The 15,827-nt window shown below is 43.8% G+C and carries 13 protein-coding genes and 1 other annotated feature; of the genes, 9 read left to right on the plus strand and 4 right to left on the minus strand.

The window, feature by feature from the left end; translation table 11 throughout:
- The first annotated feature begins 3 nt into the window (after nucleotides 1-3).
- From A0256_20045 to A0256_20065, 5 genes are all read left to right on the plus strand, one after another.
- Nucleotides 4-426 (plus strand): hypothetical protein, encoded by a 423-nt coding sequence (locus A0256_20045; GenBank protein ID AMR33550.1) that lies wholly within the window; start codon nucleotides 4-6, stop codon nucleotides 424-426.
- Nucleotides 423-1,112, plus strand: coding sequence for a hypothetical protein (locus A0256_20050; GenBank protein AMR33551.1), 690 nt, complete (start codon nucleotides 423-425; stop codon nucleotides 1,110-1,112). Before A0256_20045 ends, A0256_20050 begins: the two co-directional genes overlap by 4 nt.
- A 13-nt stretch (nucleotides 1,113-1,125) precedes the next feature.
- On the plus strand, nucleotides 1,126-1,869 hold the full coding sequence (locus A0256_20055; protein AMR33552.1) for a hypothetical protein: 744 nt from the start codon (nucleotides 1,126-1,128) through the stop codon (nucleotides 1,867-1,869).
- A gap of 77 nt (nucleotides 1,870-1,946) precedes the next feature.
- Nucleotides 1,947-2,294 carry a hypothetical protein gene (locus tag A0256_20060; GenBank protein AMR33553.1) on the plus strand — a complete coding sequence of 116 codons (348 nt, stop codon included), beginning with the start codon at nucleotides 1,947-1,949 and terminating at the stop codon, nucleotides 2,292-2,294.
- Between the two features lie 18 nt (nucleotides 2,295-2,312).
- Nucleotides 2,313-3,350 (plus strand): zinc-dependent alcohol dehydrogenase, encoded by a 1,038-nt coding sequence (locus tag A0256_20065; protein AMR33554.1) that lies wholly within the window; start codon nucleotides 2,313-2,315, stop codon nucleotides 3,348-3,350.
- A 53-nt stretch (nucleotides 3,351-3,403) separates the two neighbouring features.
- Here the strand turns inward: A0256_20065 and A0256_20070 are convergent, their stop codons facing one another.
- The 4 genes from A0256_20070 to A0256_20085 all read right to left on the minus strand — a co-directional run bounded on the left by A0256_20070 (nucleotide 3,404) and on the right by A0256_20085 (nucleotide 8,118).
- Nucleotides 3,404-4,777, minus strand: coding sequence for a coproporphyrinogen III oxidase (locus tag A0256_20070; GenBank protein ID AMR33555.1), 1,374 nt, complete (start codon nucleotides 4,775-4,777; stop codon nucleotides 3,404-3,406).
- A 10-nt stretch (nucleotides 4,778-4,787) separates the two neighbouring features.
- Nucleotides 4,788-5,801 carry a hydroxyacid dehydrogenase gene (locus tag A0256_20075; protein AMR33556.1) on the minus strand — a complete coding sequence of 338 codons (1,014 nt, stop codon included), beginning with the start codon at nucleotides 5,799-5,801 and terminating at the stop codon, nucleotides 4,788-4,790.
- 81 nt (nucleotides 5,802-5,882) lie between these two features.
- Nucleotides 5,883-6,935 carry a transcriptional regulator gene (locus A0256_20080; GenBank protein AMR33557.1) on the minus strand — a complete coding sequence of 351 codons (1,053 nt, stop codon included), beginning with the start codon at nucleotides 6,933-6,935 and terminating at the stop codon, nucleotides 5,883-5,885.
- Nucleotides 6,928-8,118, minus strand: coding sequence for a PAS domain-containing sensor histidine kinase (locus A0256_20085; protein ID AMR33558.1), 1,191 nt, complete (start codon nucleotides 8,116-8,118; stop codon nucleotides 6,928-6,930). Before A0256_20085 ends, A0256_20080 begins: the two co-directional genes overlap by 8 nt.
- 289 nt (nucleotides 8,119-8,407) lie before the next feature.
- On the opposite strand from A0256_20085, the gene A0256_20090 reads away from it, so the two are divergent.
- The 4 genes from A0256_20090 to A0256_20105 all read left to right on the plus strand — a co-directional run bounded on the left by A0256_20090 (nucleotide 8,408) and on the right by A0256_20105 (nucleotide 15,738).
- Nucleotides 8,408-9,742 carry a hypothetical protein gene (locus A0256_20090; protein ID AMR33559.1) on the plus strand — a complete coding sequence of 445 codons (1,335 nt, stop codon included), beginning with the start codon at nucleotides 8,408-8,410 and terminating at the stop codon, nucleotides 9,740-9,742.
- Between the two features lie 294 nt (nucleotides 9,743-10,036).
- Nucleotides 10,037-10,145: a binding site (SAM riboswitch class I), on the plus strand.
- Between the two features lie 93 nt (nucleotides 10,146-10,238).
- Complete coding sequence (locus A0256_20095) at nucleotides 10,239-10,811, plus strand: redoxin (GenBank protein AMR33560.1); 573 nt, start codon at nucleotides 10,239-10,241, stop codon at nucleotides 10,809-10,811.
- A 293-nt stretch (nucleotides 10,812-11,104) separates the two neighbouring features.
- Nucleotides 11,105-14,293 (plus strand): SusC/RagA family TonB-linked outer membrane protein, encoded by a 3,189-nt coding sequence (locus A0256_20100; protein ID AMR33561.1) that lies wholly within the window; start codon nucleotides 11,105-11,107, stop codon nucleotides 14,291-14,293.
- 5 nt (nucleotides 14,294-14,298) lie between these two features.
- The gene (locus A0256_20105) at nucleotides 14,299-15,738 is read left to right on the plus strand and encodes a hypothetical protein (protein AMR33562.1); all 1,440 of its coding nucleotides are present in this window, start codon (nucleotides 14,299-14,301) and stop codon (nucleotides 15,736-15,738) included.
- Nucleotides 15,739-15,827: the final 89 nt, after the last annotated feature.

A 15,827-nucleotide genomic window follows, 5' to 3' on the forward strand; every position in this document is an offset into this window, starting at 1 on the left:
GGTATGAATTGGGGAAAAGGAATTATAGGGGGAATGGTACTATTTATGCTTTTTATACTGAGCATGTGCATTTACATGTTTATGGCGCCCGAAGACGGCTACGACCACCAGTATTACGAAAAAGGCTTAAATTTTGACAAGGATTTCAAAAAAGAGCAGCAGGTTCAAAAGGATCAGGCCAGTCCTTTGATAACCGTTTGGAATAAATCTGTCAGGATCCGTTTTGTAAAACCCGCCGCAGGCACAATCAAATTTGTGCGCCCGGCAAATGAGGCATTGCATAAGGAAATTAAACTTGACAGCCTGGCCGGAAACGAAGTTGCCATCAATACCGAAAACATGGCTGTTGGGCGCTGGCAAATTATACTGAATTGGGACAGTAACCACAAGGCGTATTTATACCACCAGGAAATTGATATCAAATGAGCCCAAACAGCATTGCTTTTTTTATCGGCTTGTTTGGCAGTGTACACTGTATAGGCATGTGCGGGCCGCTGGCGCTGGCTATTCCGTCATTCCAAACCAAGTGGTGGTTAATTATTCTGGATAAAATATTGTATAATTCAGGCCGCGTAATTACCTACTCTTTTTTAGGCTTCCTTATCGGCCTACTGGGTAAACAACTTTGGCTGGCCGGTTTACAGCAAGGGGTAAGTTTGTTTAGCGGTATGCTGATCATTTTGGCGGGTTTGTCGCGTATGTTAAAAATACGTTTGAGGCAGGGCGCTTTTATCTCTAGATTTTTATTGCCTGTAAACAAGCTACTCTCTTATGCACTTAAACACCAGGCAGGGCACCTTGCGGTAGGTGTACTTAATGGTTTTTTACCCTGCGGTTTTGTATACCTGGCTTTGGTTGGTGCGGTAAATACGCTATCGGCCCCGTCTGCCGCGCAATATATGTTTTGGTTTGGTTTGGGTACATTTCCGCTAATGTTATTGGCTACAGTGAGTTCCGGTTTTATTGGTCTTCCATTCCGCCGCCGTATCAATCTAACAATGCCTTATATTATGGTTTGCCTTGGGATTTGGTTCCTGCTAAGAGGATTAAATCTAAACATCCCTTACCTTAGTCCCGCAATCCATTCATCGGGAGTACCTGTTTGTTATTAATTATTGTAAGAGTATGCTTCGTCATTTAGGCACTAAACGTACCTATAGCCATAATGTGAAACTGGCATCGCTGCTTGGTACAACAGCAGGGTTTGTAAACGCAACTGGTTTTCTCGGTTTCGCAGTCCTTACTACCAATGTAACAGGCCATGCTGCACTATTTGCTGAACGGATCGCTTTGCAAGACTGGAAAGCAGCGAGGGTAATCGCTTTATGGATGTTCCTGTTTTTTGCAGGAGCGTTTATATCCGGTTTAATCGTGTCGCGTATCGGCCGCAATCAACGCTACTCTTATGTTTTTCCTATCATTATCGAAATATTTATTTTACTGACTGTGGCGCTGCTGGGTTACCGCTATGATCATAGCCTGGTTGCAAAAGAAGTATTTGCGGGGAGTTTACTTTTTGCAATGGGACTGCAAAATTCTTTGGTATCAATGGTATCCGGCTCGGTTGTAAGGACTACCCACCTTACCGGCACTTTTACCGATCTGGGGATAGAATTGGCGCAATTATTCCGGAAGAATTTTACAGAGCGCCGTGTGCTCATCTCACGGATTAAGTTGCGTTCTGCCATCATTCTCTGTTTTATGTGCGGCGCCCTTGCCGGAGCCTACTTGTTTCAATTGGTGAAATTCTATGCTTTTTTTGTGCCGATAGCCCTTTTATTTTATACGCTGGTGTACGATGTATTTCGGATAGCGATAAAGCGTTATTATCAGCAACTGCATCATCACCTCAAAACCAATAATGACTAAGGTCATTTTTGATACCAATATCCATCATGGTATAAACTATCTTTTCGGGCCATCTTTGATCTATTAAACAACAGATCATGACAACTTATAAATTAAGCACTCAAAATTGGGCAACGCCGAAAACAAACCAACTTACAACACCCACATTATGGAGCAAATGGCTAGCCTTTGCCGATACCCAGGCGCCAAATAAAACGCTTTGGTTTTTGGTTTCACTAATGTTGCAAGGGGTATTGTTTTTGCCTGTCCCCGCTGTCTTAATGTATTATTTTGATGCCCCTTTAGCAGTGCTGGCCGTAACCATGGTACTTTTCTTTGGTAATGTGATTGCCGGTATGGGTGGGTCAGGCATCAGGACATTGTTGAATTTTTTTGCCGCCAGTGTGATCATCCATTTAGCCATGCTGCTTTACTTTATTTTATAATAAAACAACTTTAAAGCTATGCTACCCAAAACAATGAAGGCCGCTGTAATCCGTGAATTTGGACAAGCATTACAGATAGAAGAAATGCCGGTGAAAGAACCAGGCGAAAACCAGATCTTGGTGAAAGTGGTTGCCTGCGGTGTTTGCCATACAGACCTGCATGCCTGCCAGGGCGACTGGCCTGCCAAACCAAAATTACCGCTGATACCCGGGCATGAAGCATTGGGCTATGTAGTGGCCCTGGGCCGCAGTGTTAAAAACGTTAAAGAAGGTGATATAGTTGGCGTACCCTGGCTTTACAGTGCCTGTGGCTGCTGCGAATTTTGCATTACCGGCTGGGAGACCCTGTGCGATACCCAGCAAAATGGCGGCTACAGCGTTGATGGAGGCTTTGCGGAATATGTTATCGCTGATGCCCGGTATGTGGCACACTTTCCGGCTAATATCAACTTTACCGACATGGCACCGATCATTTGCGCCGGTGTAACTGTTTATAAAGGAATAAAAGAAACCGAAGCCAAACCCGGCGAATGGATAGCGATATCGGGCATTGGCGGTTTGGGGCACCTGGCCGTGCAATACGCCAAAGCGATGGGCCTCCATGTGGCCGCGATTGATATTGCGGACGACAAATTAGAACTGGCCAAAAGCTTAGGCGCCGATTTAACCGTTAATGCATTGGAAAATGATCCCGGTGAATTTCTAAAAAAACAAACCGGTGGCATGCATGGTGTATTGGTTACCGCCGTTTCACCTGTAGCTTTTAAACAAGGTATTTCCGCGCTGCGGCGTAAGGGGACAATCGCCTTAAACGGCTTGCCAAAAGGTAGTTTTGATCTGCCTATCTTTGATACCGTAATTAATCGTTACACCGTGCGTGGCTCTATCGTAGGTACGCGTAAGGATATGCAGGAAGCCATTGCTTTTGCATTGGAAGGAAAAGTAAAGGCAACCGTACATACCGCCAAACTGGAGGATATTAATACGGTATTTGATGATATGAAAAAGGGAGAAATAGAAGGCCGGATAGTATTGGAAATCGCCAAATCAAATTAACAGTTAATATATAAAAGCAAAAAGGAGAACTTTATACGGGTTCTCCTTTTCTGCTATATAGCCATACTAAATAGTTGCGTGGCCGGCTTATCTGCCCACAACCGGGCATCGAGCGCCATACATATATTACGTAAATAGCCATTACCAAGTGCAGTTACTTTCAGTGTCCGGGAGCTCAATTCAATCAGGTTATCATCAGCCAAGGGCTGCAAACGCGCCAAACCGTCAATGAGTGACAGGCAGGGTTCTATATGATGATTCCATGAGGTTTCGCCTTTGCACATTATATTTTGTATGTGCCTGCGTAAAATAAGATCGTCAATAGTGAGCAGGTGGCCCTTTACTACTGGCAGTATACCCCTTGCAACCTTCTCCAGGTATTCTTCTACATTCTTTACATTTTGTGCAAAGGCATATCCCGAATCGCTGATTGCCGAAACACCAAGACCTATCAATAATTGGGTGTGCTGAACGGTGTATCCCATAAAGTTCCGGTGAAGATTTCCGTTATTCAGCGCTAGAAAAAGTTCGTCTTCCGGCAATGCAAAATGATCCATACCAATTTCCAGGTAGCCATAGCTATTTAGCAAATTGCGGCCGGTTTGGCGCAGCGCTTTTTTTGCAGTAGCGTTTGGCAGGTGCTGTTCGGTAAAGCTTCTTTGCCCGGGCTTTAGCCATGGTACGTGTGCGTAACTGTAGAACGCTATCCTATCGGGCATCAGCTGAGATACCAGTTTAATGGTACGGGTGAGTCCGGTTATGGTTTGTAGCGGCAAGCCATATATCAGATCAAAGTTTACAGAGGTATAACCTATAGCACGGGCTGCTGTTGTTACTTCTTGCACCTGTTCAAAGCTTTGTTCCCGGTTGATGATCCGCTGAACATCCGGGTCAAAATCCTGGATCCCCAAACTCAGCCTGCGAAATCCCAGATCGTATAACGTTTGCAAATGTGCTCTGGTGGTATTTGCAGGATGTGCTTCAAAACTAAAATGAGCTTCCGGATGAATTTTCGTATTTAGCAGAATGGCATCCAACAATATTTTTAAGTTTGCGGCGCTGAAAAAAGTAGGCGTACCCCCACCCAAATGAATTTCCCGAATCAATGGCTGTGTACCAAACAGGTTTAGGTACATGGTCCATTCCATGATCAGGGCATTGATATAAGGCTGCTCTACACCATGATTTTTAGTAATGCGGGTATTACAGCCGCAATAGGTACACAAATTCTCGCAAAATGGGAGATGGATATATAAACTGATCCCTTCTGATGGATTGCTTTCTGAAAAGCTTTGTTCTACCGATTGTTTCCAATCGCCTGTAGTAAAAGAGGCCGCATCCCAATAGGGCATAGTTGGGTAACTTGTATAGCGCGGCAATGCCACATTGTACTTTGCAGCAAGGTCTTTGTTTTCCGGAAAAGGCATAACTATATTTTTAGGGCTTGATAATGGCTTTGCAGTCTTTTTGGCAAACGCAGGCTTTTCCTACGCACTTATTCAGTTGCCACAGATCGAGGCTTTTAATCGTTTGGTTTGAGATTTCCTGCAGAGCCTCTTTAGTCAGATACGCCTGGTGAGGTGTAATGAGCACATTGGGATAATTTAATAAGCTATGTAACAAAGGATCTTTATTCTTATCATTCTCGTGATCTTCAAAAAACAAGCCTTTCTCAAACTCGTAAACATCTAAGCCGAGATAACCAATCTTTCCGCTTTTCAGCGCCGCTATTACATCGGTAGTCCGGATGAGTGCCCCCCTGGAGGTATTGATCAGCATCACGCCGCCTTTCATTTTAGCTATTGTTTCCCTTTTGATGAGGTGGGCGGTTTCGGGTAATAACGGTAAGTGCAAGCTAATAATATCCGAAGCAACAAGCAGGTCATCCAAACTTACCGGCTGAATATAGGGCAGATCTGCAGGGGGTACCGGGTCGAAGCCGATTACGTTGCAGCCCATGCCGTTAAATATTTTTGCAGCCGCCTTCCCGGTGGTACCCAAACCCACAATACCCACCGTTTTACCTGCAAAGTTGAAACCAACCAATTCATCATTCCTGAAATCGAAATTATGGCTGTGCTGGTCTGCTTTTACCAGTTGCCTGCTCAGCGCGAAGGCAAGCGCAACCGCATGTTCGGCAATTGCCTGGGGGGAATAAGATGGAACATTTGAAAGTTTAATACTAAACCTGGCCGCTGCTTCTTTATCGATATGATCGGTACCGGTAGAACGGGTAACGATATACTTAACGCCATAGCCGGCCAATGCTTCAATAACGGCAGCAGATACATCGTCATTAGTAAATACGATCACCGCATCCTTGCCTTCGGCATAAACCGCTGTTTCGGCGCTTAGGGAATTAGATATTAATGTAATATCATGCTTTTTACCATTGGCAATTGCCAAATATTCTTTTTCAAATGGTTTGATACTGTACGCTACCGCTTTCATTAAACTATATTTTTCAGATCAAAAATATAGCATATTCGTTTGCTTACACGTGTTTACGGTCAGTCAAAAAAGTGATGAATATCAGTTTTTCATTTTTTCGAGGCGTTGCAGGTTTAAGATAGTGATCGTTCCGCCCTTCTTTTCTATCAAGTCTTCATCTTTAAAATCTGCCAGGGTTCGGCTAACCGTTTCTGTTGCCATACCGGCCATTGCAGCGAGGTCTTCCCGGGTTATCTTAAAACTCATATCGCCATTAATTTGCTGCCGATAAAGACGAAGGATCGCCTCCGCCATTTTTTTACGCACCGAATGGTAAGCTAACTGCAGCAATTGCTCTTCCTTCTCCCTTATATTATTGGCTAATAGCTTGATAAACTCTCTTGCTACATCCGGGTATTTATTAAGCAATTCATCCAACCGGTCTTTTGGAATGAGGCAAAGGGTAGCATCTTCTAAGGCTGTAGCTGTATCTGCGTAAGGTTCGTTGCTCAGAATAGCGTGGATACCGAGGTAGTCGTCAGCAACGTACATGCCGGTCATTAATTCTCTACCGTCATCCGCCTGCTTTATGGTTTTAACCCTGCCGCTGATAACCAAATAAAGGCCGTAACCCTTATCTCCCTCATAGTAAATAACCTGGTTCTTTTTAAATTGCCTGGTCTTCCGCTCGCTGATCACATTCTTCAATTCCGACAGGCCATCGTTTTTTGATACGAGTGATTGAAGGCTATCCAGACTTTTACTGTAAAGCTGATGAATATTATCCTGCTTTTTAAGCCTCGTTTCAATGGCGTTCAATAGTTCCATATCATCAAAGGGCTTGGTGAGGTAATCGTCGGCACCCATCTCCATGCCTTTCCGCAAATCCGGGCGCTCCGCTTTAGCGGTTAAAAAAATAAATGGGATGGCTGCCATTTGTGGATGCTTATTAAGCATAAAAAGCACACCGTAGCCATCCAGCTCTGGCATCATTATATCACATAGAATCACATCCGGCGAATTTTTTAGGGCGAGTTCAACGCCCAGCTTGCCATTATCTGCGGTAAAAACGGTATAACCTGCCAGTTGCAATATCTCATCAATATTCTCCCTGATGTCATTGTTATCTTCAATGATCAATACTTTTTTACTCATAGGATCGAAATGAAATCGTAAATTGTGTACCCTTGCTTAAATTACTTTTAAAATCGATAGTGCCGTTCATTAGCCTGACGTAGCGTGCCACTATGTTTAAGCCCAGGCCCGTGCCGGGAATGTTACCTGTATTATGTGCCCTGAAAAATGGTTCAAAAAGATGTTTCTGATCTTCTTCCGGGATACCTATGCCATTATCTTTTACTACCAGGTAGCATCCGCTTGTATTAATCTCCGTATTAAATTCAATAAAAGTATTTTCACCTGAATATTTAATAGCGTTGGCAACAAGGTTTATGATACAATTTTTAAGCAGGTTGGCATCCAAATTGGCTACATGACGTAAACCGGTATGCTGATATATAATGTTTTGATTTTGTTTGGCCAGCATCTGCATTTCTTCGGTTATTTCTTCGGCCAGCTTTACCAGGTCAAAATCGCTGAAAGAGGGCGCCACTATTCCGGCTTCCAATTTTTCCAGAGAAAGGAAATCATTGAGGATCCCTGTTAGATTACCTACAGCGTGTTTTATCCTGGCAACGTGTTTAGTGATGTTGACGTTCTCAAAAGGTTCGGCATATTTATCAATGAGAGAAGCCGACAGCTGCACTGCGCTCAACGGGGTACGAAATTCATGAGAGGCCATGGATACAAAACGGCTTTTTAACTGGCCCAACTCTTTTTCCTTTTTCAAAGAAAGACTAACTTCCTCTTTGGCCAGGCTCAAAGCTTCCACCGTTTTTTGAAGCGACTTCGTCCGCTCGGCCACCAGCTCTTCCAAATCAGCAGCATATTCTTTCAGTTGCTGTTCAGCTTCTTTTTCGCGGCTAAGGTCATGTATAAAACCTGCATAGATCTGCCTTCCGGAATACTTAACCTCACTGACTCCTAACCGGAATGGAAATTGCGTACCATCTTGCCTTAAACCCGTCACTTCTCGGCCAATACCGATAATATGTGCATGGCCGGTACGCTGGTACCGGTCAATATACTCATCGTGCAGTTCCCGATCGGGCGGGGGCATTAACACAGACACATTACGGCCTATAACTTCATCAGGCGTGTACTGGAACAGCTTACAAGCTGCTGGATTGATCGATTCGATAAGTCCCCTACCATCAATGGTAATTACACCATCAATGGCATTGTCAATTATAGCACGTAAAAGGGCGGTACTCTCCATAGGCAAAAATAGCCGGTTGACTATTTTTCAAATATCGGTATAAGCTGCTTACAAATAGTATTTACTTTCAGGGGAAAAAGTGACAAACATCATTTTTTCAAAGTCAAAATATTACGATATGGTTGACCGTTTTTTTACAAAAACTGAAAATTATAAAAACATCGAGCTTGCGATAAAAATGAATTTAGCTATCAAGCCGGAATGGCTTTGAGATCATATTTAATGGTGACGATCGTCATCATTAACGGCTATTTATTTGATGAGATTTGAGAATAGAAATCATATCAATATGCAAAAATTTAACAAGTTAGGGATAGAAACTAAAAAGCTTGCCTGGTTATGCTTAAATCTTACCGCCATACTATTGCTTTTGCATTTAACCGCCTCTGCAACGCCATTAAAAAGGCAATCAGAGTCAAAACTGGCCAATAGTTTTAAGCGCGATACCACGGTAGCCGAAATGTTTAGATCCCAAATTCCAAAACACAAGTACGACTTATTTTACCCACAATCGGTAAAGCGATTTTACGAGAAAAACGGATATAAATTAGCGTTTGTAGCGCTCGAAACCGTAAAAACGCATGCGGGTGATGCCATGATGTTTTTAGACTGCCTGGTGCAATATGGCTTAAATGCAGCTGATTACCATAGCAGGATACTTACTTACAATAAGCTTAATGCCCTGGTGAAATTAAGCAGCACAGCGGGCATAAAACAGAAAGTATTTTTTGATGTGATGCTTACCGATGCAATGATCGCACTGATCAACAACCTGCACCACGGGAAGCTCAACCCTTATTACACAACCAGCGCAATAGATTCAGGCAAATCCAAATTCGGATTTTTGGAAAACACCCTTCAAAATGCAATATTGGCAGCGGATTTCGAAAGTGTTATTCAACTTGTGCAACCCAAATCAGCAGCTTATCAAAAGCTTCAAAAGCGGATGCATTTAATAACCGGACTTTACGAAACCGACTGTTATGAAACCCCTGATAGTACGATCAGACTCATGGCTATCAATATGGAGAGATTGAGGTGGCTAACCCACGATTCCACAAATTATATTGACATAAATTTACCGGCCTCGACCATGGCGCTTCATTTGAATGACAGCACCCGCCATTTTAAAGTAAATATTGGGAGCCCGGCTACCCCAACACCTGTTTTAAAAGGGATCATCAACTATTTTAACGTTGGCGCCGGAGGTACTGCCGAATCAAAAAAAATCATTTTCCCGATAAGCGGTTATGCCTCACCTTATCTGCTAGATATGGCAAATAATACGAAGTTTAAATTTGGGATTTCAACAGCCACTAAAGGAAATATTCAAATTGAACATGCACAACAATTGGCAGAGATGCTATTAGTAAATAATGGCCCCGGTTATAAGTATACCGCGATTTCAAAAAAGTTTAAGAAAACACAGGCAAAAACCTACAACCTAGACAAGGGCATAGAAATCATCATCAACTACATCACCTGTGAAGTGAGACAAGGGGAAATAATAACCTACAACGACATTTATAATTTAGACTCCCGGTTAACCTTTCAACTCTATGGGGTTAAAAACCAGTATGCGGTGAAAACAAAAAAAGACTATCGACCAACTCGTTCCCGGTGAGGAATGCCAATTATTTTAACGACTATCCCACGCAAAACAACCACGGGTTTTACATTTCTCTATTAATGCTTTTTACCTTGAGCCGGACTTCCCGTTTTTCTTTTAGCGGAAGAAAAAAGGATAAACGACTGATAAAAAACCAGTGATTCAAATAAGGCTAGTCCATCATAAAAGGGCTGAACACGCTAACTCTTATTCTCTAGAACGAAACCAAATGCTATTTGACAATTAAATTATATAATATCTATAGCTTTAGTAGATTTAATATTATATTTGCAGCGTAATCGTTCCTAATAATTATCAAGAAAGACTGAGGGAAAGGCCCTGTGATGTCTTAGCAACCTGTACGCCATAGGTAAAAAGGTGCTAATTCCTATCTGTAGCAATACAGAAAAGATAATGTTCGCAAATTATTTGCAATGCCTGCGAAGGCTTTCATTAGACGCACTCCTCCTTCATTTTTTGCTGATTATTCGGGGCACCGAACATCCAAACTATGAATATTAAACAGTTACTATTGACAGGCTCTTTATTGCTTACCGGCCTTTTTGCAAACGCACAATCTGCCCCTACAAATCCCCCGGCAACAGAAATAGACAGGGGCTACATCGTTAAGACGGGCGACGTTGCGCCTGCTGATTTTGAACTCAAACTTACCGACGGCACCACAACATCCCTAAAACAACTGGCCGGCAAAATTGTAATACTTCAATTTACGGCAAGTTGGTGCAGCGTATGTCGTGCTGAAATGCCCCATCTGGAAAACGAAATATGGCAGACTTACAAAGACAAAGGTGTTGTGCTAATTGGTGTGGACCGAGATGAACCTTTGGAAAAGGTTGCAGCATTTCAAAAGGTTATGAACATCAGCTATCCCCTTGCCTTAGACCCGGGCGCTGACATCTTCGGCTTATTTGCCAATAAAAAAAGTGGCGTAACCCGCAACGTGGTAATTGGCCGCGACGGCCGAATAGCTTATTTGACCCGGTTGTACGATCAGCAGGAATTTGCAGGCATGGTTAAAGCCATAGATGACCTTGTCAACAAACCAATTGTAGCACTTAATTAATTCAGCATACCCTAACATTACTTATATGAAAACACCTACTACTAGCCACGTTACTCGTCGCCCCTTTATGATTGCGCCTTTTTTCAACCCCCAAACTACTGTAAGATCATCTTCCATGTGTTGTTGCTGCTAGTCTTTCGGCAATTTACCGGCAAACCTATTCTGGCAAAGTCTGGTAAAACATATCCATTTATTCTTTACTGCTGCTAAGTTTCCTGTTTGTACATTTTGTGCAGGCTGATTTGGAGCTTAGAAATCCGTATTGACATTTTAAGATTCATCAATAACAAATCATGTTAAAAAATTACAAAAACCTACTAGCAATTTTATTGCTGTTTTTAGCCCTGCAACAGGCAGATGCACAAGCTGTAAAAATAAGCGGTGTAGTAACTGCAAAAGGCGATGGCCAGGCACTGCCCGGTGTTACCATCGGTGTTAAAGGCACAACAAATGGTACTCAAACCGATATATCCGGTAAATTTACGATCAATGCTTCCGCCAATGATGTGTTGCGAATCTCCTACATCGGCTTCACTACAATTGAAGTGCCGGTGAACAACAATGGCGAGCCTTTGCAAATTGTGTTGCAGGAAGCGCCTAACTCGCTAAACGAGGTAGTGGTAACCGCCCTGAACATCTCTAAAGATAAGAAGTCGCTGGGCTATGCTGTACAGGGCCTGAAGTCAAAAGACATTTCAGAAGCCAAAGAGAGCAACCTGGTTAACGCACTTTCTGGAAAAATAGCCGGCGTTCAGGTAACCGGCAGCCAGGGCGATATGGGCTCTTCCCGGATCGTTATCCGTGGCGAAACTTCCGTATCCGGAAATAACCAGCCACTTTTTGTTGTAGATGGTGTTATAGTGGATAATTCCCAATTCCAGGGCGCTAACGGCTCAAGAGATTTCCCCAACGCTATATCCGACCTAAACTCTGAAGATATTGAATCCATCAGTGTTTTAAAAGGCCCAAATGCGGCCGCACTTTACGGTTACCGTGCAGCAGGCGGTGTTATCCTGATTAAAACAAAAACCGGAAAGGGTGCCCAAGGACTAGGCATCACTATCAATTCCAACACATCTTTCGCTACACTGAAAGTATTTCCCGATTATCAGAACCAATACGGGCAAGGCTCCAACGGTAAATTCAGTTATGTAGATGGCAAGGGCGGCGGCGTAAATGACGGCGTTGATGAAAGCTGGGGACCGGCGCTGGATGGAAGACTGATTCCGCAGTTTAATTCTAACGGCCAGGCTGTCCCTTTCGTGTCCCATCCAAACAATGTGCGCGACTTTTTTAATACCGGTGTTACACTTAATAATGGTGTGGCTTTAGCTGGCAGCGGCGAAAAGTTTGACTATCGCTTATCGTACAACAACCTGCACCAAACAGGTGTGGTACCTAATTCATCACAAGGGAGAAACTCTTTTTTACTGAACTCTACCTTTCGCCCAAATTCTAAGTTGACCATTACTACCATTGCAAATTACATCAAAGATGATGCAGGTAACTTGCCCGGGTCTTATGGCAGGCGCGCTACCAGCACCATGTTGCAATTTACCTGGTTCGGCAGGCAGGTAGATGTTAGCCAGCTGAGAAATTACCGTGATGCAAACGGCAACACCTTTAACTGGAACAACAGCTACTACAGCAACCCCTATTTTGTTGCTTATGAAAATACGGTGGCTCAGCATAAAAACCGAATTATCGGGAGTGTAGAGTTGAATTACAAGATCATTAATGGCTTATCTGCCAACTTCCGTACGGGAACTGATTACTATAACGACAGGCGTAAGATTAAGGTAGCTTACGGCACCAACGGTACGCCTTTTGGTTCGTACGAGGAAGACGCATACACGGTTAATGAAACCAATACTGAGGCCCGTTTACAATATACCAAAAAACTAAGCAAAGACTTTTCTTTCGATGGCTTTGTAGGTGGTAATATCAGCAGCATTTTAAACGAGCAAAACGACCAGATAGCACCAAAGTTGGCGGTAGCCGGTTTATACACACTGAGCAACTCCCGCGATCCTTTGGTATCATCCAATTATTATGGTAAGCTAAAAACTTACAGCTACTTTGCATCGGCACAAATTGGATATAAGAATTACGCGTTCCTGAACTTAACCGGACGTAATGATTGGTCGTCTACCCTACCTGCGGCCAATCTTTCCTATTTCTATCCGTCAGTGAATGGAAGTTTGGTGCTTTCGGAAGCGCTGGATCTTAAAAGTGATGTATTGAGTTATTTGAAATTACGCGGCGGCTGGTCAAAAGTGGGTAAAGCAACCACCCCCTACCAGTTGATCAACACTTATAACTTCACAGCGCCATTTGGTGCCAATCCGCAGCAAAGTGCGGCCAGCATCAATCTAAATCCAAATTTAAAACCAGAAACCACTACTTCAGGCGAAGCAGGTATTGAGGCTGGTTTCCTGAAGAACAGGATCAGGCTGGATTTGAGCGTTTACAACACCAACAGCGTTAACCAGATCCTGAATGTAGATGTGAGCTCCACAACTGGTTATAGCCAAAAACTAATAAATGGTGGCCGTATCAACAACAAAGGTTTAGAAGTGCAGCTAAGTGCTACTCCGGTTAAATCAACTGATTTTACCTGGGATGTAACGGTAAACTATTCACGCAATAAAAGCAAAGTGGTTTCACTTGATGATGCCGGGCAGCTGAAGAGCTACATCTTGGGCACAAACCGAACCGTACAAGTATTGGCAGCAGTTGGGCAGCCTTACGGAACATTATTTGGTACAGCCTACCAGCGTGATGCTTCAGGACAGATCATCATAGGATCCAACGGTACCCCTGTAGTGAGCAATACTAAACAATACCTGGGTAAATATACGCCAGATTGGTTGGGCAGTATCAACAACAGCTTCAGCTACAAACGGATCAACCTTAGTTTCCTTGTAGATGCTCGCGTAGGTGGCTCAATTTATTCCAACACCAACCGTACAGGTACTTATACGGGTGTATTGGCATCCACATTGCCCGGCCGTGGTGCTGCTAACGGTGGTTTAAGTTATTATTACCCCGGTAACAATGCCGCTTTACCGGCAGTACAGGTGAGCGCAGGTGCCGCAGCGCCCGGTGGTGCAACTGTATATGATGATGGTATGATATTTAAAGGCGTAAAAGCCGATGGCACTGCTAATACATCTATCATCCCGGCGCAATCGTACTATAAAGGATTCACAAATGTTGATGAAGCATTTGTTTACAGTGCTTCATACGTAAAACTTCGCGAAGTGAAGATTGGCTATACGTTCCCGTCGCGCTGGGTTAAAGGTGTCGGCTTGCAATCTGCTACATTATCATTGGTTGGCCGTAACCTGTGGATCATCCATAAGAATGTACCAAACATAGACCCCGAAACCGCATTTAATACCGGTAACGGCCAGGGACTGGAAGACCTTACCCTGCCCACCGTTCGCAACATCGGTTTTAACGTTAACCTCAAATTTTAAAAATCATGAAATTTAGATACATCACCATATTACTTTCGGGCGCTTTTTTATTATCCGTCAGCTCCTGCAAAAAAGATCTCCAGGCGATCAACCAGAACCCTAATGCCTCCCAAAATGCGCAACCCGATTACCTGCTGACAGCTGCTACAAAGGCCACAGCCGACACGTATTGGGGAACTGCCAATAATATGGATGCCAGTTTACTTTTTGTGCAGTACTGGGCCAAAATTCAATATACAGACCCGGACAGGTATATATATACCAATACCGCTTTTCAGGAGCTGTGGACGGTAGGCTATTCGAAAAGCATTGTAAATCTTAACCAGATCATTAAACTCGCTGATGCACAGGCTAATCCTAATTACAAAGGAGTAGCCCTTGTACTTCGTTCCTGGGTATTTGCTTTGGTGACCGATAACTATGGCGACGTGCCTTACACCCAGGCTACCAGTATCGATCAGTACCTTACGCCGGCCTATGACAAGCAAAAAGATGTTTACTTTGCTTTGCTGGATGATCTTAAAACTGCGCAGGCAGCGCTGGACCCGTCGGGTACCGCTATTGCAGGGGATGTGATCTATGCCAATAATATTACGCTATGGAAGAAGTTTGCCAATTCATTACGCTTACGTATTTCATTAAGAATAGCCGACCGCGAGCCGGAAAAGGCTAAACAGGTACTGGCCGATATACAGGCCGAAGGTGGCAGCTACATCAGTGCGAATGCTGAGACGGCACAGCTGGTTTATTTATCATCGCCAAATCAAAACCCCATCAGCAATTTGTTTGATACTCGGGATGATTACCGCATCAGTAAAACCATCGTGGATCAGCTATTTGCACTGAACGATCCGCGCTTACCTGTATACGCCAGCAAAACGCAGGCAGCTTCCACCGCTACTTATGTAGGCATTCCCAACGGCTTGCTGGTTGGCGATGCCAGTAATCTGGGCTTTACTAAAACATCTAAACCAGGCACTTACTTCCTGGCTCCAAACGCTCCCGCAGTGATCATTAGCTACGCCGAAGTTTTGTTTGACAGGGCCGAAGCTGCAGCACGCGGGTTTACAACTGAAAATGCAGCCGATTTATATCAACAAGCCATAACCGCCTCATTAAAACAATACAGCGTTTCGGATGCTGATGTAGCTACCTACCTGGCACAGGCTTCGGTACAATACGATGCTTCAAATTATAAAAAATCGATCGGAAATCAAAAATGGCTGGCTTTATTTGGCCAGGGACTCGAGGCATTTGCCGAGTGGCGCAGACTGGATTACCCGCAATTGCAGCCTGCAGTAGCCGGTACGCTGGGCGGAAAGTTCCCCCTAAGGTTTATTTACCCGGGTACCGAACAATCGTTAAACGGGGCGAGTTACAATGCCGCAGTTGCCAGCCAGGGTGCAGACCTGCTGACTACTAAACTTTGGTTCGATGTAAATTAATTGAACGATACAATTTACAAGTAACAGGCCGCGTCATAAACAAGTAACGCGGCCTGTTTTGTTTCTACAAATCACGGTACGCCGCCCTT

Source organism: Mucilaginibacter sp. PAMC 26640, assembly GCA_001596135.1.
Classification (GTDB): domain Bacteria; phylum Bacteroidota; class Bacteroidia; order Sphingobacteriales; family Sphingobacteriaceae; genus Mucilaginibacter.